This window comes from Spartinivicinus marinus (genome assembly GCF_026309355.1).
Lineage (GTDB): Bacteria > Pseudomonadota > Gammaproteobacteria > Pseudomonadales > Zooshikellaceae > Spartinivicinus > Spartinivicinus marinus.
On record NZ_JAPJZK010000001.1, the window covers coordinates 3,807,498 to 3,829,130 of the forward strand.

Annotated in this window: 19 protein-coding genes and 2 tRNA genes; all 21 read left to right on the forward strand. The window is 42.7% G+C overall.

Going from position 1 to position 21,633, the window contains the following annotated elements; translation table 11 throughout:
* Positions 1–11 precede the first annotated feature (11 nt).
* On the forward strand, positions 12–848 hold the full coding sequence (gene folP / locus OQE68_RS17350) for a dihydropteroate synthase (RefSeq protein ID WP_180570272.1): 837 nt from the start codon (positions 12–14) through the stop codon (positions 846–848).
* A gap of 41 nt (positions 849–889) precedes the next feature.
* The gene (gene glmM, locus OQE68_RS17355; protein ID WP_180570273.1) at positions 890–2,233 is read left to right on the forward strand and encodes a phosphoglucosamine mutase; all 1,344 of its coding nucleotides are present in this window, start codon (positions 890–892) and stop codon (positions 2,231–2,233) included.
* A gap of 107 nt (positions 2,234–2,340) precedes the next feature.
* The gene (gene tpiA, locus OQE68_RS17360; RefSeq protein WP_180570274.1) at positions 2,341–3,087 is read left to right on the forward strand and encodes a triose-phosphate isomerase; all 747 of its coding nucleotides are present in this window, start codon (positions 2,341–2,343) and stop codon (positions 3,085–3,087) included.
* Positions 3,088–3,603, forward strand: a complete 516-nt coding sequence (secG, locus tag OQE68_RS30890) for a preprotein translocase subunit SecG (RefSeq protein ID WP_180570275.1) — start codon at positions 3,088–3,090, stop codon at positions 3,601–3,603.
* Between the two features lie 2 nt (positions 3,604–3,605).
* Positions 3,606–3,691: transfer RNA gene (locus OQE68_RS17370), tRNA-Leu, on the forward strand.
* Positions 3,692–3,765: 74 nt separating this feature from the next.
* Positions 3,766–3,842 (forward strand) — tRNA-Met (locus OQE68_RS17375).
* Between the two features lie 150 nt (positions 3,843–3,992).
* Complete coding sequence (gene rimP, locus OQE68_RS17380) at positions 3,993–4,448, forward strand: ribosome maturation factor RimP (protein ID WP_180570276.1); 456 nt, start codon at positions 3,993–3,995, stop codon at positions 4,446–4,448.
* Between the two features lie 58 nt (positions 4,449–4,506).
* Positions 4,507–6,003 (forward strand): transcription termination factor NusA, encoded by a 1,497-nt coding sequence (nusA, locus tag OQE68_RS17385; protein ID WP_180570277.1) that lies wholly within the window; start codon positions 4,507–4,509, stop codon positions 6,001–6,003.
* Positions 6,004–6,029: 26 nt separating this feature from the next.
* Positions 6,030–8,582: a translation initiation factor IF-2 gene (infB, locus tag OQE68_RS17390; RefSeq protein WP_180570278.1), complete on the forward strand. Its 2,553-nt coding sequence runs from the start codon at positions 6,030–6,032 to the stop codon at positions 8,580–8,582.
* A 26-nt stretch (positions 8,583–8,608) separates the two neighbouring features.
* Positions 8,609–9,025: a 30S ribosome-binding factor RbfA gene (rbfA, locus tag OQE68_RS17395; RefSeq protein WP_180570279.1), complete on the forward strand. Its 417-nt coding sequence runs from the start codon at positions 8,609–8,611 to the stop codon at positions 9,023–9,025.
* A gap of 3 nt (positions 9,026–9,028) precedes the next feature.
* On the forward strand, positions 9,029–9,970 hold the full coding sequence (truB, locus tag OQE68_RS17400; protein ID WP_180570280.1) for a tRNA pseudouridine(55) synthase TruB: 942 nt from the start codon (positions 9,029–9,031) through the stop codon (positions 9,968–9,970).
* A 147-nt stretch (positions 9,971–10,117) separates the two neighbouring features.
* Complete coding sequence (gene rpsO, locus OQE68_RS17405) at positions 10,118–10,384, forward strand: 30S ribosomal protein S15 (protein WP_180570281.1); 267 nt, start codon at positions 10,118–10,120, stop codon at positions 10,382–10,384.
* 293 nt (positions 10,385–10,677) lie between these two features.
* A complete protein-coding gene (pnp, locus tag OQE68_RS17410; RefSeq protein ID WP_180570282.1) occupies positions 10,678–12,765 on the forward strand; it encodes a polyribonucleotide nucleotidyltransferase in 2,088 nt (695 codons plus the stop codon).
* A 427-nt stretch (positions 12,766–13,192) separates the two neighbouring features.
* Positions 13,193–13,483: a PAAR domain-containing protein gene (locus OQE68_RS17415; RefSeq protein ID WP_180570283.1), complete on the forward strand. Its 291-nt coding sequence runs from the start codon at positions 13,193–13,195 to the stop codon at positions 13,481–13,483.
* Between the two features lie 261 nt (positions 13,484–13,744).
* Positions 13,745–14,548 (forward strand): SapC family protein, encoded by an 804-nt coding sequence (locus OQE68_RS17420; protein WP_180570284.1) that lies wholly within the window; start codon positions 13,745–13,747, stop codon positions 14,546–14,548.
* 25 nt (positions 14,549–14,573) lie between these two features.
* A complete protein-coding gene (tssA, locus tag OQE68_RS17425) occupies positions 14,574–16,226 on the forward strand; it encodes a type VI secretion system protein TssA (protein WP_180570285.1) in 1,653 nt (550 codons plus the stop codon).
* 68 nt (positions 16,227–16,294) lie between these two features.
* The gene (gene tssB / locus OQE68_RS17430; RefSeq protein ID WP_180570286.1) at positions 16,295–16,795 is read left to right on the forward strand and encodes a type VI secretion system contractile sheath small subunit; all 501 of its coding nucleotides are present in this window, start codon (positions 16,295–16,297) and stop codon (positions 16,793–16,795) included.
* Between the two features lie 25 nt (positions 16,796–16,820).
* Positions 16,821–18,305, forward strand: a complete 1,485-nt coding sequence (gene tssC / locus OQE68_RS17435) for a type VI secretion system contractile sheath large subunit (protein WP_180570287.1) — start codon at positions 16,821–16,823, stop codon at positions 18,303–18,305.
* An 86-nt stretch (positions 18,306–18,391) separates the two neighbouring features.
* Complete coding sequence (gene tssE, locus OQE68_RS17440; protein ID WP_180570288.1) at positions 18,392–18,808, forward strand: type VI secretion system baseplate subunit TssE; 417 nt, start codon at positions 18,392–18,394, stop codon at positions 18,806–18,808.
* 12 nt (positions 18,809–18,820) lie between these two features.
* On the forward strand, positions 18,821–20,602 hold the full coding sequence (tssF, locus tag OQE68_RS17445) for a type VI secretion system baseplate subunit TssF (RefSeq protein WP_180570289.1): 1,782 nt from the start codon (positions 18,821–18,823) through the stop codon (positions 20,600–20,602).
* Entirely contained in the window at positions 20,566–21,579 is a 1,014-nt protein-coding gene (gene tssG / locus OQE68_RS17450) for a type VI secretion system baseplate subunit TssG (RefSeq protein WP_266195764.1), read from the forward strand. The genes tssF and tssG overlap by 37 nt, the downstream gene beginning before the upstream one ends.
* The last annotated feature ends 54 nt before the right edge of the window (positions 21,580–21,633 follow it).

Below are 21,633 nucleotides of genomic sequence, written 5' to 3' on the forward strand. Positions count from 1 at the left end.
GAAATCACACCATGACTCAGCTATTAGCTTGTGGTAATCGCTTTCTTGATTTGAGCCACCCTCATGTAATGGGGGTTCTCAATGTAACACCAGACTCCTTTTATGATGGAGGTTCCTATAAATACCTGGATCAGGCCTTGGCTCAAGCTGAGAAAATGGTAAAAGAGGGGGCTAGCATCATTGATGTTGGAGGGGAATCAACTCGACCTGGTGCAAAGCCAGTTAGTGTTGCTGAAGAGTTGGATCGAGTTATTCCTGTTGTCGAGAAAATTACCCAGCAGCTTGATGTGGTTGTGTCAGTAGATACAAGTACCCCAGTCGTAATTACTGAAGCAGAGAATAAAGGGGCTGGTTTGATAAATGATGTGAGGGCTTTGCAGTGTGATGGCGCTTTACAGGCTGCAGCTAATACCAGTCTGCCAATTTGCTTGATGCACATGCAGGGTGAGCCAGGCAGTATGCAGGAAAATCCCTACTACTCCTCTGTGGTTGATGATGTAAAACAGTTTTTGCTTACTCGGATCAAAGCTTGTGAGGCAATTGGAATTAGTCGGTCACGATTAATTCTTGATCCGGGTTTTGGCTTTGGAAAAACTGTAGAGCATAACTTTAATTTGGCGAAGCATTTAGCAGACTTGAAAAAACTTGAGTTACCAATATTGATTGGAGTGTCAAGAAAATCCATGATTGGCGCTATTTTGAATAAAGACGTGGATGATCGACTGTATGGTACGCTGGCAGTTAATCTTTGGTGCTACTTGCAAGGTGGTAGTATTTTTAGAGTGCATGATGTAGCTGCGAGTGTAGATTGCTTGAAATTAGTCCAGGCTATTCAAGGGGCAAATTAGTATAGGAATTCTTATTTTAACTGTTATTTGTGGCTGCAAAGATGAAAAAAAAATACTTTGGAACTGATGGTATTCGAGGCCAGGTTGGACAATACCCCATTACTCCAGACTTTATGTTAAAGCTGGGCTGGGCTGCAGGGAAAGTATTTGCCCAAGAGGGTAGAGGCAAAATTTTGATTGGTAAGGATACGCGTATTTCTGGCTATATGTTTGAGGCTGCTTTGGAGGCAGGACTATCAGCCGCTGGTGTTGATGTCAGTTTGCTAGGGCCGATGCCAACGCCTGCCATTGCTTATTTAACCAGAACCTTTAATGCGCATGCTGGTATTGTTATTAGTGCATCCCACAATCCATACCAAGATAATGGTATTAAGTTTTTTTCCGCTACTGGGACAAAACTAGGCGATCATGTCGAGCTGGCCATTGAAGCAATGCTGGAGCAAGAGGTTAAATGTGTTGACTCTGGTATGCTGGGAAAGGCGACTCGAATTAATGATGCTGCAGGGCGTTATATTGAGTATTGCAAAGGCACGGTAGCAGGTAATCTTGATCTTAGTGGGTTGAAAATTGTTGTTGATGCCGCTAATGGAGCTACCTATCATGTTGGGCCTGCCGTTTTTGGAGAGTTGGGGGCTGAAGTTGTCTCGATAGGAGTAGAGCCAAATGGTATCAATATTAATAAGGGAGTTGGTTCTACCCATTTAACTGCTTTGCAGCAAAAAGTAATAGAAGAAAAAGCTGATCTAGGTATTGCTTTTGATGGCGATGGTGATCGGGTGATGATGGTTGATCATCAGGGGCAAGCTGTAGATGGTGATGAGCTGTTATTTATTATTGCCAGTAGTCAGGCTCACCAACAAGTACTGCATGGAGGAGTAGTTGGTACCTTGATGACGAATCTTGGTATGGAACTAGCCTTGTCAGAAATGAATATACCTTTTGCTAGAGCAAAAGTGGGCGATCGCTATGTCAATGAAATGCTGCTTGCAAAGGGTTGGTATTTAGGTGGAGAGTCTTCTGGCCACATTATATGTCGAGATGTAGCAACAACTGGTGATGGTATTGTTTCTGCTTTGCAGGTTTTAAAAGCATTACAATCAAGGCAGTTATCGTTGTTTGAAGTAAAGCAGCAGATGTGTAAATTCCCTCAGAAAATGGTTAATGTTAAACTGACAAATAAAGTAGATATTGCCAAAAATACTCAGATTCAAGCTGCTGTAAGCGAGGTAGAAGCTGAGCTGTCAGGAAAGGGAAGAGTTTTGTTAAGGCCTTCTGGTACGGAGCCTGTTATTCGGGTAATGGTTGAAGGTGAGGACGAGCTAAAAGTTAATATGTTAGTTAGTCAGCTTGCGGACGCAGTTAAAGAAGCAGTTGTACTTGAGTAGAAAATCTACTACCTGGCCTAAGCTATAAAGTACTGATAATAACTTTGTTTATTGTCTGCGAATGAATCATGGGGTAACATTCCTGCCCCAAAAACAGTGTAGGTATCATGCGAACACCAATTGTAATTGCTAATTGGAAGATGAATGGCGGCTTAGCTGCTAATGCTAACTTGGTTAGTGGGCTTAAAAAGCAGCTGGTTGGGCAGCAAGCAACAACTATTGTAATTTGTCCGCCTGCACCTTATTTAGCACAAGTTGAACAGTTAATTGAAAGTAGCAATATTCAATTGGGTGCGCAAAATGCTTCAGAGTATTCTGTGGGTGCTTACACAGGCGAAGTTTCACTTAAAATGTTGCAGGAATTTGGAGTGCAATATGTCATTATTGGGCACTCTGAAAGAAGGGTAATATTTAAAGAAACAGACCAGCAAGTGGCTGAAAAGTGTAAGGCAGTTGTAGCTGGTGGGTTGGTGCCAGTTATCTGTATTGGTGAGTCACTGGAAGAGCGGCAGCAAGGTAACGCTCAAATTGTGATAAAAAAACAACTGCAAGCATTGAGCTTAGAAGAATTAAGAGGCTCCTTCATTATTGCTTATGAGCCAATTTGGGCAATAGGGACTGGAGAAACAGCCTCACCAGAACAAGCTCAAGAAATGCATGAGTTTATTCGGTTTCAGCTTAGAGAGCTGCTCGCTGAACGGGCTGATAGTGTTAAAGTGTTGTATGGTGGTAGTGTAAAGTCGGATAATGCTGGGCAGCTTTTTGCGATGCCTGACATTGATGGTGGTTTAGTTGGTGGTGCCTCATTGCAGGCTGAAGAGTTTTTTGCGATTTGTCGAGCTGCAGGTAATTAAATGGAGACATTAATTTTAATTGGTCATGTATTGGCTGCGCTAGCCTTGATTGGCTTAATCCTATTACAACAAGGTAAGGGGGCAGAGGCTGGTGCGTCATTTGGTGGCGGAGCATCGCAAACCATTTTTGGTAGTCAGGGAGCTGGTAACTTCTTAACAAGAGTGACAGCTATTCTGGCAACCGTATTTTTTATTACGAGTTTTTCTTTAGCATTGTTTGCAAAACATAAGGCAGATGAAGGTGTTACTGATCCGTTAGAGAGCACCGTCATTACTGAACAGCCTGCAGTTGAAACCGATGTGCCTACTTTAGATGAGAGTGTAGAGAAAAAATCTTTAGAAAACGATGTGCCAGCGCTTGACGCAGAGGGGGTAAATGAAGCAGAATCTACCCCCGCTTCTGAGGGGAGTGGTTCTTCAGATCAAGCTGGTACTGAACAAGCTGGATCAGATACTACCTCAGCTACAGTAGACTCAACAGAAAGCCCTTCATCTGAAGTGAATTCTGAACAGTAAAAGCCGAAGTGGTGGAATTGGTAGACACGCTATCTTGAGGGGGTAGTGGCTTCTAGCCGTGCCGGTTCAAGTCCGGCCTTCGGCACCAGCAGTTCAAGTTTCATATCTTATTTTTCAAACAGTTGACCATGAGTTTATAACTGATATAATTTTGGTCGCTATTGCGGGGTGGAGCAGTCTGGTAGCTCGTCGGGCTCATAACCCGAAGGTCGTTGGTTCAAATCCAGCCCCCGCTACCATATTTATAAGAACCCCTTTTTTAAGGGGTTTTTTATTAACTGTAGTAAGAGTTCAGCTCAGTAAAAGCTGACTGCTGCTGTATTTTGAGATTGGGCGTTAGGCCCTTTTTTTATTGCTGCCATGAAGGCCTGCTAAACAGGTATAAAACAGTGAGCAAACAACATGATGCGTTAGCGGAGTTGATCGAGCCAGCTATTGATAGCTTAGGCTTTGAGCTTTGGGGAATTGAGTTTTTCACCCAAGGTAAGCACTCTAAACTACGAGTTTTTATTGAAAGTGAGGCTGGCATTAGCTTAGAAGACTGCGAACAGGTTAGTCGTCAAGTAAGTAGTATTCTTGATGTTGAAGATCCAATTACTGGTGAATATACCTTAGAAGTTTCTTCACCTGGACTTGATCGGCGACTGTTCAACTTAGCTCATTTTCAACGCTTCACTGGTAGCAAAGTCAGTTTGAAATTAAATGCCCCTTTTGAGGGGAAGCGTAAGTTTGTTGGCAGGATCAATGGCATAGAAGAAGATGATATTGTGTTACAAGTTGATGAGCATGAATATCTATTGCCAATAACTTCAATCGAAAAGGCTAATATTGTTCCTGAGTTTTGATAAAGATTTTCTCTAGTCAGGCGCTACTGGGCAGCTTGGGCAAAATGCGAGGCGTAACATGAGTAAAGAGATTCTGTTAGTTGTCGACTCGGTATCCAATGAGAAAGGGGTACCGCCAGAAGTCATCTTTGAGGCAATAGAGGTTGCTTTGGCAACTGCAACCAAAAAACGCTATGACTCTGAGATGGATGTCAGAGTTGCTATTAATCGTGCGACAGGCGATTACGACACTTTTCGTCGTTGGTCTGTTGTGGAAGATGAAGATTTTGACAGTCCAGGCACACAATTAACAGTTGATGAAGCTCAGGAGAAAGATACCTCATTGCATGCTGGTGATTACTGGGAAGAACAAATTGAGTCTGTCGAGTTTGGCCGAATCGCTGCCCAAACGGCTAAACAGGTTATTGTTCAGAAAGTAAGAGAGGCTGAGCGAGCTCAAATTGTTGAGGCTTATCGCGAGAAATTAGGTGATCTGGTTAGTGGCACAGTTAAAAAAGTGACGCGTGACAATATTATTGTTGATTTAGGTAATAATGCAGAAGCTTTATTAGCTAGAGACCAGCTAATTCCTCGGGAATCTTTTCGGGTTGGTACGCGAGTGAGAGCCTTACTCTACGATATTCGTAAAGAAAATCGTGGCCCACAGTTAATGCTGAGCCGAGCCTGTTCTGAAATGCTGATTGAGCTATTTAAGATTGAAGTGCCTGAGATAGCAGAAGAAGTAATTGAAGTTAAAGGTGCAGCTAGGGATCCAGGCTCCAGAGCGAAAATTGCCGTCAAAACCAATGATGGTCGAATTGATCCCGTAGGTGCTTGTGTTGGTATGCGCGGTGCTAGGGTTCAGGCTGTATCAGGAGAGCTGGGGAACGAGCGGATTGATATCGTACTTTGGGACGATAACCCCGCTCAGTTAGTTATCAATGCAATGTCTCCTGCTGAGGTAGCTTCCATTATTGTAGATGAAGATACTCACGCAATGGATATTGCAGTGGCAGAAGATAACCTGGCACAGGCAATTGGTCGTAATGGCCAAAACGTTCGACTAGCTAGTGAGCTAACTGGTTGGACTCTCAATGTTATGACTGAAGAAGAGGCGAGTAAAAAGCAAGCTCAAGAGACAGGTGATATTGTTGGCCAGTTTGTTCAGCAACTGGATGTTGATCATGAAGTTGCTGAGCTATTGGTTGAAGAAGGCTTTACCAGCCTTGAAGAAGTGGCCTATGTGCCGCAGGAAGAAATGTTAGAGATTGATGGTTTTGATGAAGAGATTGTCAACGAGCTGCGTCAACGGGCAAAAGACAAACTACTCACCCAGGCAATTGCTTCTGAAGAACAGCTAGAAAGTGCTCAGCCAGCGCAAGATTTATTAGAAATGGATGGTATGGATAAACACTTGGCCTATGAACTGGCCAGTAAAGGAATTATCACCATGGAAGATCTTGCTGAACAATCAATTGATGATTTGTTAGAGATTGAAGGCATTGATGAGACACAAGCTGGTGAATTAATTATGACTGCGCGAGCACCGTGGTTTGAAGACGGGCAGCAACAGTAATAACCACGGGGAGAGGAGATTAGTTGATGGCAGAAGTGACAGTAGAACAACTAGCCTTAGTAGTCGGCGCTCCAGTTGAGCGTTTATTAAAGCAAATGAGTGAGGCTGGATTACCACAAACCAGTCCAGAGCAAGTTGTATCAGATAAAGAAAAGCAAGCTTTATTAGCTTATTTAAAACAAAGTCATGGTGGTTCTTCCGCAGAGCCGAAAAAAATCACCATTAAGCGTAAGACAGTAAGTCAGCTAAAGGTTTCTGGTCAAGGTAAAAGCAAAACAGTTAATGTAGAGGTTCGTAAAAAACGGACTTATGTAAAGCGAAATCTTGTTGCTGAAATTGAAGCAGAGAAAAAACGCCTTACTGAAGAAGCTGAGCAAGAGAAGTTAGTCGAAGAAAAGCGCCAGCAAGAGAAAAAAGCGAAAACAGAAGCTGAAGCCAGTAAGAAAAAAGACGGGGGCCGTCAGCAAGAAAGTGCTCGTCAACAAGATACTAAGCCATCAAAGCCTAAGCGGGAAAAACGCCCTGATGCAGCTCCAGCGGCTGTGCCTACAACAACGCCCGCTGATATAGAAGCGCAGGCTGATGCAGGTCGTGGCAAAGGTAAAGGTAAAAAAGGCGGTGGCCCAGACAAAGCATCTGCTCCTGCAGGTAAACGTAAAGGGCGTGGTCGCTTTGAGCGAGGAGGAGATAGTTTCGACGACGATGAAGGTATAGGACGGAGAAAGCCGGCTGGTCGTCGAGATTCAAAGGGTAAGGCTAAAAAGCCGAAACTGGTTGCTTCAAAGCCAAATGTTCATGGTTTTGCGATGCCAACTCAACCGGTTATTCATGAGGTTAGCCTACCTGAAACAATTACTGTTGCCGAGCTAGCACAGAAAATGTCAGTGAAGGCGGCAGAAGTAATCAAAGCCATGTTCAAAATGGGCTCAATGGTTACTATTAACCAGGTAATAGATCAGGACACTGCAGCAGTTGTGGTAGAAGAAATGGGCCACAAAGTGAAGTTGGTTAAAGCTGATGCTATTGAAGATAGCCTGGAAGAAGAGCTTAAGCAGACTATTGGTGAAGAAGCTAATCGTGCACCAGTAGTCACTGTTATGGGGCACGTCGACCATGGTAAAACCTCGTTGCTGGACTACATCCGTAAGAGTCGGGTTCAGTCAGGTGAAGCAGGTGGCATCACTCAGCACATTGGTGCCTATCATGTGAAGTCAGGTGATAATTTTATTACCTTCCTTGATACCCCAGGTCACGCTGCATTTACAGCAATGCGGGCGCGCGGTGCAAAAGCAACTGATGTTGTTATTTTGGTTGTAGCTGCAGATGATGGTGTGATGCCACAAACAGAGGAAGCCATTCAACACGCTAAAGCGGCAGAAGTGCCAATTGTTGTAGCGATCAACAAAATGGATAAGCCTGATGCTGATCCAGATCGTGTTAAAAACGAGCTTGCGGCGAGAGACGTCATCCCTGAAGACTGGGGTGGTGATACCCAAATGATCCCTGTATCAGCTCATACTGGTGATGGTATTAGTGAGCTACTGGAAGGTGTGCTGCTTCAGTCTGAATTACTTGAGCTAAAAGCAGCTCCAGATTCACCTGGACGTGGTGTGGTTGTTGAGTCTCGCTTAGATAAAGGGCGTGGACCAGTTGCCACTGTACTGGTTCAGAATGGTACCTTGCGCCAAGGTGATAACGTGCTGGTTGGTCAACAGTATGGTCGTGTGCGCGCGATGCTTAATGAGGTCGGTGTTCAGGTAAAAGAAGCAGGCCCTTCCATTCCAGTAGAAATTTTAGGCCTTGACGGTACTCCGGATGCGGGTGATGAGCTACTTGTTGTTAAAGACGAGAAAAAAGCACGTGAAATAGCCCTATTCAGGCAAGGTAAGTTCCGTGAAGTGAAGCTGGCTCGTCAACAAGCGGCTAAGCTGGAAAGTATGTTTGCCAGCATGGGCAGTGATGAGAAGAAAACACTTAATATTGTCCTTAAAGCTGACGTACGAGGCTCGCTGGAAGCGTTAACTTCTGCACTAACTGATTTAGGTAATGAAGAAGTTGAAGTAAAAGTCGTCTCAAGTGGCGTAGGTGGAATCACTGAAACAGATGCCAACTTAGCACTTGCTTCTAGTGCCGTTATTTTTGGTTTTAACGTTCGTGCCGATGCAACGGCAAGAAAAATTGTTGAAACTGAAGAGCTTGATATGCGCTACTACAGTGTTATCTATGACATCATTGATGATGTGAAGAAAGCTCTGACAGGTATGCTAAAAGCTGAATTTAGAGAGCAAATTGTTGGTGTGGCAGAAGTAAGAGATATCTTCAGGTCACCTAAGTTTGGCTTGATTGCGGGCTGTATGGTGGTTGAAGGTATTGTTTTCCGTAATGAGCGTATCAGAGTATTGCGGGATAACATCGTTATTTATGAGGGAGAGCTTGAGTCGCTGCGCCGTTATAAAGATGACGTTAATGAAGTCCGTAATGGTATGGAGTGTGGTATTGGCGTTAAGAATTACACAGATGTTAAAGAAGGCGACAAGATAGAGGTTTATAAGTCTATCGAAGTGGAGCGTTCCCTTTAAAGTAAGAGTTAGAGAGCAATATTTGAATGGCAAGAGAATATAGCCGAACCCAGCGTGTTTCTGATCAGATTAAGCGTGAGCTAGCCAGTCTGATTCAGCTTGAAATTAAAGATCCTCGTTTGGGTATGGTCACGGTCAGTGCAGTAGAAGTGTCTAAAGACTTAGCTTATGCAAAAGTTTATGTCACCTTCTTGGCAATAGATGACCAGCAACCAGTCGATGAAAAGTTAGCGGTATTAAATCATGCGGCAGGCTTCTTGCGTTCAGTGCTCGCAAAGTCCATCAAGCTAAGAACAATACCCCAGCTCAGCTTTTATTATGATGACAGCATCAGCAGAGGGCGGTATCTATCTAGTTTAATAGATAAAGCGATGGCTGCTGATGGCCAGCATCGTTCAGCTGAGTCTGGTGAACAAGATAATACCAATCAAGAAGCGGAGTAAGTAGTGGGGCGTCGTCGTCAACGGGGCAGGCCTGTTAGTGGAATTATTCTGACTGATAAACCTCAGGGTTTGACTTCCAATCAAGTGTTGCAACAAGTAAAGCGCTTATTTGGTGCCGCTAAGGCTGGTCATACGGGAAGTCTCGATCCACTGGCAACAGGGGTGTTACCTATTTGCTTAGGTGAGGCTACTAAATATTCTCAGTATTTATTAGATGCTGATAAAGGCTATCGGACCACTGCAACCCTGGGCGCAAAGACCACGACAGGTGATGCGGAAGGTGAAATAATTGAGCAAAAACCAGTGGCTGATATTTCTGAAGCGCAAATAGATAGTGTGCTGCCTCAGTTTATGGGTGAAATTCAGCAAATACCTTCTATGTACTCGGCCATTAAAGTGGATGGCCAGCCACTCTATAAACTAGCCCGACAAGGGGTAGAGATAGAGCGAAAAGCCCGTACAGTACGTATCTATTCACTGAAAAAATTACAGTACCAGTCTCCTGAATTAAAACTGGAAGTACTTTGCAGTAAGGGCACCTATATTCGTTCTTTGGTTGAAGATATTGGTGAGCAGCTAGGATGTGGTGGCTATGTTAGTGAGCTACGCCGTTTTAGTGCAGGGCCTTATGATGAAGAGCAGCTGTACACGTTTGAGCAGTTACAACAAATACGTGATGAAGGTGGTCATCAGGCTTTAGATGAGCTGCTATTACCAGTCGATACAGCTGTGATGCATTGGCCTGAAGTGCTTCTTACCGAAGCGACAGGTTTTTATGTACAACAGGGGCAGCCAGTCACGGTATCTAAGGCACCAACGAGTGGCTGGGTTCGGCTTTATTTAGGTGAGCAGCGACAGTTTATCGGAATTGGTGAAATTGATGACGAAGGCCGAGTTGCACCTAGGCGACTTATCAAAACAAATGTTGTAAACACTACTGGATAAGAATTGATTCTTTGTTAGAATACGCTCGCTTGGTATCTATGATTATCAGGCAAGCATGTAAGCGGCTGTAAATATGCATGGCTGCTTTTGTAAACTGATGCAACTAAAGCATTAATAAATTGACTACTGCATATTGAGGAAATTGCAATGTTGTCTGCTGAGAAAAAAGCGCAAGTTATTAAAGATTATCAAGTTAAAGAAGGTGATACTGGTTCACCAGAAGTGCAGGTTGCTTTGCTGACTGCAAATATCGAAGGTTTGCAATCTCACTTTCAAACTCACATTCATGACCACCACTCTCGTCGTGGTCTGATTCGTATGGTTAACCAACGTCGTAAGTTGCTTGATTATTTAAAGAGAAAAGATGTTGAGCGCTACCGTACTCTGATTAAGCGTTTAGGTCTGCGCCGGTAATTCAGGCGTAGGTAAAGCTATGCGCCAATCGGCTGCCTGTAAAATGAGGCTTAGTCGGTACTATACACCGCTAAAACATTTTTGTTTTAGCGGTGTTTTCGTTTTTAAAAAATAGATTTATCTGACATACCTAAAATCGCCGACGTTGGCTATAACCTCTGCATCCCCGCCAGCATGATGAGCATCATTACAGAAAGGTCTAGCCAAATGGTATAGACAGAGCTAATAACAACTATTAGTAAGAATTTTTAGTATTAATAAGAATTTTTAGATATTTATAGAAGGATAATCCTGTGAATCCAATAAAGAAGACATTTCAATTTGGTGATCAAACTGTCACCATGGAAACTGGCCGAGTAGCAAGGCAGGCTAGTGGTGCAGTGATGGTTACCATTGGTGAGCTAGCTGTACTTACCACTGTAGTCGCTGCAAAAACAGCGAAAGAAGGCCAAGATTTTTTCCCGCTATCTGTTCACTACCAAGAAAAAATGTATGCTGCAGGCAGAATTCCTGGTGGCTTTCATAAGCGTGAAGGACGGCCAAGTGAAAAAGAAACCTTAACTTCTCGTTTAATTGACCGCCCCATTCGCCCATTATTTCCAAAAGGCTTTATGAATGAAGTACAAGTAATTTGTACTGTAGTCTCTACTGATAAAAAACAAGATCCTGATATTGCAGCAATGATTGGTACTTCAGCTGCGTTAGCACTATCTGGTGTGCCATTCAGTGGCCCTATTGGTGCTGCTCGGGTAGGTTTTGTTGAAGAGCGTGGTTATATTTTAAACCCAAGTTTTAAAGACCTTGAGCGCTCTGAGCTAGACATGGTGGTAGCGGGTACTTCAGAAGCCGTATTAATGGTTGAGTCTGAAGCGCAAGAGCTGACCGAAGATGAAATGCTTGGGGCTGTGCTCTATGCTCACCAAGAGTGTCAGGTTGTTATTCAAGCCATTAAAGAATTTGCTCAGGAAGTTCAAGTGACACCATGGGAATGGCAGCCTGCTGAAGAAAATATTTCCCTGGCTGATGCGGTTAAAGCTGACTTTGAGCAGATGATAATAGACGCTTATAAAGTGACAGAAAAAATGCAGCGCTATGATCGTCTGTCAGGTTTGCGTGACCAAGCAATAGAAAAATATGTTGATGATGAAGCTGGGGTGACTGCAAACAACGTTATTGCTGCGTTTGGCTCATTAGAGAAAAAGCTGGTCAGGCAAAATGTTGTAAATGGCTTACCAAGAATTGATGGTCGTGACACTAAAACAGTACGCCCATTGAATGTTGAAGTTGGTGTATTGCCAAAGACTCATGGTTCAGCCTTATTCACCCGTGGTGAAACCCAAGCATTAGTGGTAACCACCCTTGGTACCACCAGAGATGCGCAAATTATCGATTTTCTTGAAGGTGAGAAAAAAGACAACTTCTTAATGCACTATAATTTCCCACCTTATTCTGTAGGTGAGTGTGGTCGAATGGGTGGTACTGGACGTCGTGAAATTGGTCATGGTCGTTTAGCGCGTCGTGGTATTCAAGCAATGTTACCAAAGGGTGATGAGTTCCCTTATACCGTTCGTGTTGTATCTGAAATTACTGAGTCAAATGGCTCAAGCTCAATGGCTTCAGTATGTGGTGCCAGCCTGGCGTTAATGGATGCTGGTGTACCATTAAAAGCACCCGTTGCAGGTATTGCGATGGGGCTGGTTAAAGAAGATAGCAAGTTTGCAGTATTAACGGATATTCTTGGTGATGAAGACCACTTAGGTGATATGGATTTTAAAGTGGCGGGTACTTCTGAAGGGATTACTGCACTGCAAATGGATATTAAAATCCAAGGCATTACTGAAGAGATTATGGAATTAGCTTTAGAGCAAGCAAGAGATGCTCGCTTACATATTCTTGAAGAAATGAATAAAGTCATCAGCAGAGGCCGCACAGAACTATCTGAACATGCACCCACTATGCTAACAATGAAAATTGACTCGGATAAAATCCGTGATGTTATTGGTAAAGGTGGTGCAACTATTCGTTCAATTTGTGAAGACACTGGCGCTTCAGTGGACATTGACGATAGCGGTGAAATAAAAATATTTGCTGAGAATAAAGACGCTGCCAAAAAAGCTGAAGACCGGGTATTGGAAATTACCTCTGAAGCTGAAATAGGTCAGATTTATCAAGGCAAGGTGACTCGTGTAGTCGATTTTGGTGCATTTGTTAGTGTGTTACCAGGTAAAGAAGGCTTAGTACATATTTCTCAGATTTCTAACCAGCGCGTAGAGAAAGTAAGTGATTACTTAAAGGAAGGCCAGGAAGTCAATGTCAAGGTAATGGATATTGATAATCGTGGTCGGATTAAGCTTACCATGAAAAATCTTGAAACAGCTTAAGGGCACTTCTAAAAATGCACTTTTTGCGCGATAGCTGTGTTAGCTCCGTACTCAGATCCTCATGTATTACTAATACACTGTGGCCTTCCGTGCGGTGCTGTCTTGCTCTCACGAAAAAATTACTATTTTTAGAGGCACCCTGCCATCGTTTGAGTAATTGAGGGGTCGCAAGACCCTTTTGCTTTTTTAGATTTATACTGAACGTGTATTAAACTAACCACCTTATCATTTCTGTCTTTCTCCCATTTAGCATCACCTTTACTCGTCAAATTGACTATTTTAATGTTCTACATAAGTAGTATAAAAAGGTGTAGTCATTACTGGTAATATTCCTATATCAGCAATAAATTCTTCATTGAATCAATATAACCAGTGAATAACTTGATATCAGTGTTTTGCGTAGTAGAAAATGTCTGGGAGCGTGATTATGCCGGCAGCAACACGGCTTGGTGATATTTGTACAGGACATGGTTGTTTTCCGCCTCGTCCATCTATCACTGGTAGTACCAATGTCTTAATTAATGGCCGGCCAGCAATAAAAGCGGGTGATATGTATATGCCCCATGGCTGCCCTAACTGTCCTCCTCACCCTGGTTCTTTAGCTGCAGGTTCATCCTCTGTCATGATTAATGGCTCTGCTGCTGGTCGAGTGGGAGATAGAATTAGTTGTGGAGGCTCCGTCGCGATGGGCAGTAGTGACGTTTTTATTGGTGGTTAACTTATACTGCTTGTAACTAGTTTTTAGCAATGAAAATGACTGCTAAATAGTCACTTGCCTGGTCATTTAGAACCTAATCTTTGAACTACAAACTGGTAGCCCTTTTATTACCTTTATTAATTGGATGCTTTTGGGAATGGTGATCTATTAGGATTAAGCTGTCTTGATGGTCTACCCTTTGGAAAGATAGGATACACTACTAGTGATTTATTGGCTTGCGGCGTATATGCGTCTACCCCAATTAAGCAAAGAAGACAGAGGATGAACCAGAAAAAGTATGCGTTTTATCAACACATAGTGCCGCTGCGAGCTGCTGATCACCATCAGCTTGAGCTGGTTGAAAATAATCAATATGGTTTTGCTAAATCAGTTAACGCGGTCTACCTCGCAGATATTGAGTTTAATCAAGCTTGCAAGTTTTACCCGATAGTATTTGTTCAGCATGAAGATCAGATCCAACCCAGTGCTCTATTAGGCTTGGAGCATCAGGTGAACCTGTTTGTTAATGACAAAGGTATCTGGACTGTTAAATATGTTCCTGCCTATATCCGACGGTATCCGTTTATTTTGGCAGATGTACCAGAGAATAATAATGAGTTGGTCGTATGTATTGATGATGCTGCGCCTATGTTAACCACTGCTGGTGATACAGAAGGCAAAGAATTATTTACTGAACAAGGTGAGAGTAGTGAGTACCTACAAAGTAAAGTTGATTTTTTAAAACACTTTCAACAAGCCAGTGGTTCAACGCAAACTTTTTGTCAGAAATTGAAGACTCTCGATTTATTTGAACCAATGAATGCTCAAATAAATATGCATAAAGGTGATAATTTATCCCTCACTGGTTTTATGGTTGTAAGTAAGAAAAAACTACAAACTTTACCTGAATCACAACTTAGAGAATTAATTGTAACCAATTATATGCAGTTGATTTATGAACATTTAAGCTCTCTCAGCAATTTAAGTCTATTAGTTGATAAGACTGCAGCGTTAAGGACTATCAGGAAAGCAAAGCAAGCTAAAAGTGAAAGCAGTAAAAGTAACAGAAGCAGTAAAAGAAGCTAAAGGGAATAAAGAGGACTGATAGAGCATGAGCGCGTTGGATGTAGAGAAATGGTTGGCGCTTGCTACTCAACCATTACCAGCTACTGCTCCTCCTGCAAGTGAAGCACGTTATGCTGCCAGCTATGAAATAGCAGAAGGGGAAGTTAGCAAAGTTGGCTCGCTGACTGATCAAGGTTCAGCCAACTGGCGTAAAGTGGTTGAAGCTTGCAGAGATCATCTGACTAATCAATCTAAAGATATTTTAATTGGTTGTTACCTAGCACGGGCGTTGTATGAGCAGCATCAGTTAGCTGGCGTTATAGCTGGCTTTAAAGTAGTGGCCACAATGTGTGATTCGTTGTGGGATACAATGTTTCCCCCGAAGAAAAGAATGCGTGCCAGAGGAAATGCAATCGAATGGTTAGTCGATGATTTAGTTACGCCGTTTGAAGCATGGCAGCCTAACCCAGCAGACCGGTCACAATTGAGTGAGTTAGTTGATATTATTCAACAACTGGAGTCTTCATTGCCCGATAAGATGGGTGATCATGCACCAGCCATGGGTGATTTAAGGAGGCTATTGCTTGAGAAGTTGGATTCGTTGCCTGAAGAACCCAAGCCAGCACCAAAACTTGAAACAACCCCTGAACAAGCAGCATCAGAACAAGCTCCACCCGATACAACCGAGAATGCAGCAACACCAACAGCTGTTTCTCAGCCAGCTAAACCTTCACCTGCTCCAACGGCCACTGCCAGCTCTGCTGCTGCGTTAGCACCAATCACTGGGGATATTGCCAATGAGCGAGATTGCCAGAAAGCCATTCGTCAGGTCCAGGATAGAACACGTCAGATAGCGGATTATCTTCGCCAAGCTAAATTGGATAGTCCATTAGCTTATGAACTTAATCGACAAGCAACCTGGATGAATATCTGGCAATTGCCCCACCATCAAAATGGCCATACCCAGTTAATGCCAGTGCCAAAAGATAAACGTGAGCAGTATGAGCAAATGCTGACAAATGGTCAGTTTCGAGAGTTAATTCCTGATATCGAAGTGAGCCTGTCGAAAGCACCTTTTTGGTTGGATGGTCATCGTTTAGTTGCAGAGGCATTGCAACAGCTGGGTTTTTTTGAGGCTAGTCGGGCTGTGGTGATTCAACTAGGTTTATTTTTGGAAAAATACCCAGAGCTGACAGAACTGCAATTTAAAGATGAAACCCCATTTGCAGATGATGATACCCGAGACTGGATTAAAACAACGGTTAACAGTGCGTTAAGTGGCGGGGGCGATGCTGCAAATACAGGTGCTTCTCAGCAGGAAGCTCCATGGCTGACAGCCTATAAAGATGCAAAAGAGTTGGTGAAGCAAAAGCAAATTCCCGCAGCATTGAAAGTGTTTCAGCAAGGTATTCAGCAGTCAGCATCAGGGCGGGAGCGAACCTACTGGCAGCTGCAACAAGCACAGTTTTGCTTTGATTTAAAAAAATATGAGCTAGCCTGTCCTTTATTAGAAGCGATTGATCAGCAACTTGCGGAAAACAATGGTTATCATTGGGATAGCGAATTAACCATACAAACGACAGTAATGTTGCTAAAGTGTTATAAAAAACTATCGAATAAAGATTTGGATAAGGCCCGAGTGGAACAGCTGCAAGCACGTTTATGCTGCTTTGATATGGCTGCAGCTTTTGATTTATAGCCCCAATTTTTTGTGACTGACCAAAGTATTTGTGATTGATAGGTAAAGTAATTAGAGGGAAATGAAAGATGGCTAAAGAGGGTTCAGTAGCACCGAAAGAGCGGATTAATGTCGCTTACAAGCCTGAAACTGGTGATGCCCAAGAAGAAGTCGAATTACCCCTGAAGCTGATGGTGGTAGGCGATTTCACCCATCGTGAAGATGACCGTTTAATTGAAGAGCGTAAGCCCTTTAATGTGGATAAAGATAACTTCAATGATGTATTAAAAAGCCAGAAAATCTCACTTGATCTAGCAGTAGCCAGCACCTTGGTTGACAACCCCACTGAGGACGACGAATTAGAGGTGAATTTACGTTTTGAAAATATGCGTGATTTTGAGCCAGAGAGCATTGTTAGACAAGTACCTGAGCTTAATCAGCTATTAGAGCTAAGAAGTGCTTTAGTTGCCTTAAAGGGGCCATTGGGTAATGTGCCTGCATTTCGTAAAGCAATTCAGGGCGCTTTGGCTGATCCTGCTTCTCGGGAAACCATCTTAAAAGAGTTGGGTATTGACGACACTGCAGAGTAAGTGACTAGTTGGCTAGGAGAGTACAATGGCTGATTCACCAGAAACTAAACAGGAACAGGCAGGCCAAGAGCTGGAAGGTGGCTCATTGCTGGATACTATTGTTCAGCAAACGAAAATGCGCCCAGAAGATGATGGCTATGATGTAGCCAAAAAAGGTGTGAGCGCCTTTATTTCTGAGCTGCTCAAGCCGCAAAATAAAGAAGAGCGAGTCAATAAAAACCTAGTTGACCGGATGATTGCAGAAATTGATTCCCAGCTCAGTAAACAGGTCGACCAGATTTTACACCATGAAAAATTTCAGTCCATGGAGTCTGCATGGCGAGGGTTGAAGCTGTTAGTTGACCGTACCGATTTTCGCGAAAATGTAAAAATTGAAGTATTAAATGCTTCAAAGCAAGATCTATTTGATGACTTTGAAGATGCACCAGAAATTACTAAATCTGGGCTATATAAATTAGCTTATACGGCAGAATATGGCACATTTGGTGGCCAGCCGGTAGGTGCAATCATAGCTAACTATGAATTTTCTCCCAGTGCTGCGGATGTCAAATTATTGCAAAATACCGCAAGTGTTTCTGCAATGGCCCATGCACCCTTTATTGCAGCAGCAGGCCCTAAATTCTTCGGCTTAGATAATTTTGAAGGATTACCTAACCTGAAAGATTTAAAATCTATCTTTGAAGGCCCCCAGTTTGCTAAATGGCACAGCTTTAGAGAGTCGGAAGACTCTCGTTATGTAGGCTTAACCATGCCTCGATTCTTGCTGCGTCAACCTTATGACCCTGAAGAAAATCCAGTGAAGGCATTTGAATACAAAGAAGATGTTTCTGCCAGCCATGAAGATTATTTGTGGGGTAATACGGCCTATTCATTTGCAACTCGATTAACTGATAGTTTCGCAAAATACCGCTGGTGCCCTAATATTATCGGTCCCCGTAGTGGTGGTGCAGTGGAAGACCTACCAGTCCACCTGTATGAATCAATGGGGGATATCGAAATGAAAATCCCCACTGAGGTGTTGATTTCTGATCGGCGGGAATTTGAATTATCTGATGAAGGCTTTATTCCCTTAACCATGCGTAAGGGTAGTGATAATGCCGCCTTTTTCTCGGCAAACTCTGTGCAAAAACCTAAAAACTTTGGAAATAGTCCAGAAGGTAAAGCTGCTGAGCTGAACTATAAGTTAGGTACCCAGTTGCCGTATATGTTTATCATTAACCGTTTAGCTCACTACTTAAAAGTACTGCAACGGGAGCATATTGGTAGCTGGAAAGAGCGCTCTGACCTTGAACGTGAACTGAATAACTGGATTCGCCAGTATATTGCAGATCAGGAAAATCCATCTCCCGAAGTCAGAAGTCGTCGGCCATTACGGGCAGCAAAAGTCACTGTTTCGGATGTTGAAGGTGAACCAGGCTGGTATCGGGTTGGTTTGTCAGTTAGACCACACTTTAAGTATATGGGTGCTGACTTTACTCTATCGCTAGTGGGTAAACTGGATAAAACCTAACAATAGCGTGTTATTTAGTCAGAAAGTGAGATCGGCCTTAGGGCCGTTCTTACTTTCTGGCAATGCTATATCTGTAGGAATGTATTATGGCCTCAGAACTGCGTCTATTTGAGCGAATCCAAAATGCGGAAACCAAAAGCCATTACACCATGGCCTTTGATGAGCGTAAGTTACATCGCTCAGTGTTGGCCCATGTGCAAGAAATGTTAAATGTACGGGAAGGCAGTGTGATGGCATTACCTGAATATGGAATGCCTGATTTTAATGATTTGGTATCGCAGTTTCCGGATGCAATCAGCGAAATAAAAAAAGCAATTGAAGAGTTTTTAACTGAGTATGAACCAAGGTTATCGTCAATTCGGGTGAAACATTATGATGACCCAGAAAACCCGCTGGTCCTTCGCTTTCATATAGTGGCTGATATTCAATTAGAAGACCAGAAAACCCGTATTACCTTTGAAACGGAGTTGGCTGGGACGGGACATGCGACAGTTAAGGGATAATAAGAGGTAGCTGTGGCTTTTAATAAGTACTTCCAAGACGAACTGGCTGCGGTACGTGAGCTGGGTAAAGAGTTTGCTGAAAAAAACCCACGACTGGCGCCGTTTTTATCTGTGCGAGAGCAAGACCCTGATGTGGAGCGGCTGTTAGAAGGGTTTGCCTTTTTAACCGGCCGACTTCGCCAAAAACTCGATGATGAGTTACCTGAGCTATCGCACTCAGTTATGAGTTTATTATGGCCAAACTTTCTTAAGCCGGTGCCGTCCATGAGTATTATTCAGTTCCGGCCAGACAGTAGTATTTCCGATAAATACCCGATTGAACGGGGAGCCAAAGTTGCTTCTTCTCCAGTGGATGGTACTCGTTGTACCTTTAAAATCGCTTATGATATAGATCTCTACCCCTTTGCGTTGACCAATTTAAGCTATCGTCAACAGGCGGTTGGTAGTAGCATTCAACTGGATTTTCAGTTAGCGGGTAATGCGGTATTAAGTGAAATTGACCTTGATTATTTAAGGCTGTTTTTACACGGTGACTTTAATATTAGTTTGACGTTGTATCACTTGTTTATCCGGCATGTTACAAAGATTGAGTTTGTTTTAAAAAATGATGAAGAAATAGTTGCTCTTCAACTAGATAAGTCTGCTGTTTACCCGGTGGGATTTGCTGAAAATGAAGCCTTATTACCTTATTCTGATAATACATTTTTGGGTTATCGATTAATTCAAGAGTATTTTAGCTTACCTGAAAAATATTCATTTATTGATATTCGGCAACTGAATAAACTGTATCAAAATGAAAGCATTAGTGATCTGTTGCAGCAGGCCAAACAGTTTTCCATTAATGTGTATTTTGATCAAAGTATTGAACGACAAAATGTACCTAAAAAGGAAAATATTCAGTTATTCTGTACACCAGTAGTCAACTTGTTTAATCATGATGCCACGCCATTACGGATGGATCAGCGGCGAACAGAGTATCGGGTTCAACCATCAGGTGATAATCCTCTGCATTATGAAATTTATAGTATTGATAAAGTCGTGGGCTGGGGGCACAGTGACCGGCTACGGCGTGATTATAAACCGTTTGAATCATTTGATCATGCCACCAGTTTAGGCGGTAGTCAGCAGGATATTTATTATCGAACCCGGCTAAAAAGCTCGGTGAACCTGCATGGTGTAGATACTTACCTATCATTTGTTTCTCATAATGATGAAGACTTATCCCCCCAGGCTGAAACCATTTCGGTAGACCTAACCTGTAGTAATCGGGATTTACCGCAAAAGTTGTCTATTGGTGATATCAAACAAACTATGGGGGAAACACCTGAGTTTGCTCCTTTTTCAAATATTACCAAAGTTACCCACTCATTTACCCCTCCGCTGGATAAAGGCTTTCATTGGCGGGTCATTTCCAATATGTCGTTGAATTATGTATCCCTGGTTAATGTGGCGGCGTTGCGAAGTGTGTTATCGACTTATGACTACCGTAGTTATTATGATCGGCAGTACGCTAAAGTCAGCAAAAGCCGTTTAGAAGGCATTGAAGAAATTGAGCACTTTAATATTGACCGGCTATATAAAGGCTTACCGATAAGAGGTATAAAAACCCGTTTGCATTTACGGGAAAGCAAATTTGCTAATGAAGGGGATATGTATCAGTTTGCTTCAGTATTAAATGAGTTTTTTGCCTTGTATGTATCATTAAACTCATTTCATATGTTAGAAGTGGTTGGAATTGAGAATGGAGAGATTTACCAGTGGGAAGCGAGAATAGGCCAACAACCCATTCTTTAATGGATGACTTACTGGCAAAAGGGAAGCATTATGCTTTCTTTCAAGTGGTGCACTTATTAAATAGCCACTACTTGCCAAAAACTGAAAAACAAACTGGTGAAGCGCCACAATTGCGTTTTCGTGCTAATGCTACTTTAGCTTTTCCGCCCAGTGATTTAGCTGAAATAAAGCACCATCTTGGTAACCTCGAACACTTTCTGCTCACTGTTAATATGATGGGGCTATATGGCCCTGCCTCGCCATTACCTGCTTTTTATAGTGAGCAAATTGTACAAAATGATCCCGAAAATCACCCTATTCGGGATTTTATGGATGTATTTAATCATCGGTTTATTGAACAGCTTTACCAGTGTTGGAAAAAATACCGTTATTATCTGAACTATGAAAAAGGTGCGCTGGACTCTTTTTCTCAACAAATGTTTTCCCTAATTGGCTTGGGGGATATTGAATTAAGACAACAAACCCATTTGCATTGGCATCGCTTACTACCCTATTTAGGTTTGTTGAGCATGAAGAGTCATTCGGCAGGAATAATGTCAGGTATTATACGGCATTATTTTCGCCATCGGGCGGTCTATATCGAGCAGTGTAAATTGCGTGTGGTGAAAATCAGCGATGACCAGCTCAATAGCTTAGGTGCTGCTAACTGCGAAGTGGGTATGAACCTGGTGCTTGGTGCCTCAATCAGAGACCGCTCAGGAAAGTTTCGAGTGGTTATTAAAGATTTATCCTTGGATAAGTTTGAACGCTTTTTACCTACTGGGGACTACTATCGACCTTTGCATGAGTTAATTCGGTTTATTCAACGCGATCAGCTGGAATACGACATTAAGCTTGGTTTACGAAAATATGAAGCACCTAAGTTAGAGTTGAAAGAAAGCTCAACCTGCAAACTGGGTTGGTCAACTTGGCTAGGAGAGCATATAGATGATGATAGCCATTATGAAGTGGTTCTTCCTAGTGGTGCATTTTTATAAGTGTGCATAAAGCACGTTTATATTTATACAAAGTGCACCACATACACAGGCTTT

Excerpts from the sequence above, each read along its gene's own strand:
- tssE (WP_180570288.1), top strand. The coding sequence starts at position 18,392 with ATGGCCTCAGAACTGCGTCTATTTGAGCGAATCCAAAATGCGGAAACC.
- glmM (WP_180570273.1), top strand. The coding sequence starts at position 890 with ATGAAAAAAAAATACTTTGGAACTGATGGTATTCGAGGCCAGGTTGGA.
- folP (WP_180570272.1), top strand. The coding sequence starts at position 12 with ATGACTCAGCTATTAGCTTGTGGTAATCGCTTTCTTGATTTGAGCCAC.
- OQE68_RS17420 (WP_180570284.1), top strand. The coding sequence starts at position 13,745 with ATGAACCAGAAAAAGTATGCGTTTTATCAACACATAGTGCCGCTGCGA.
- tssA (WP_180570285.1), top strand. The coding sequence starts at position 14,574 with ATGAGCGCGTTGGATGTAGAGAAATGGTTGGCGCTTGCTACTCAACCA.
- tssC (WP_180570287.1), top strand. The coding sequence starts at position 16,821 with ATGGCTGATTCACCAGAAACTAAACAGGAACAGGCAGGCCAAGAGCTG.
- infB (WP_180570278.1), top strand. The coding sequence starts at position 6,030 with ATGGCAGAAGTGACAGTAGAACAACTAGCCTTAGTAGTCGGCGCTCCA.
- tpiA (WP_180570274.1), top strand. The coding sequence starts at position 2,341 with ATGCGAACACCAATTGTAATTGCTAATTGGAAGATGAATGGCGGCTTA.
- secG (WP_180570275.1), top strand. The coding sequence starts at position 3,088 with ATGGAGACATTAATTTTAATTGGTCATGTATTGGCTGCGCTAGCCTTG.
- rbfA (WP_180570279.1), top strand. The coding sequence starts at position 8,609 with ATGGCAAGAGAATATAGCCGAACCCAGCGTGTTTCTGATCAGATTAAG.
- nusA (WP_180570277.1), top strand. The coding sequence starts at position 4,507 with ATGAGTAAAGAGATTCTGTTAGTTGTCGACTCGGTATCCAATGAGAAA.
- rpsO (WP_180570281.1), top strand. The coding sequence starts at position 10,118 with ATGTTGTCTGCTGAGAAAAAAGCGCAAGTTATTAAAGATTATCAAGTT.
- tssB (WP_180570286.1), top strand. The coding sequence starts at position 16,295 with ATGGCTAAAGAGGGTTCAGTAGCACCGAAAGAGCGGATTAATGTCGCT.
- OQE68_RS17415 (WP_180570283.1), top strand. The coding sequence starts at position 13,193 with ATGCCGGCAGCAACACGGCTTGGTGATATTTGTACAGGACATGGTTGT.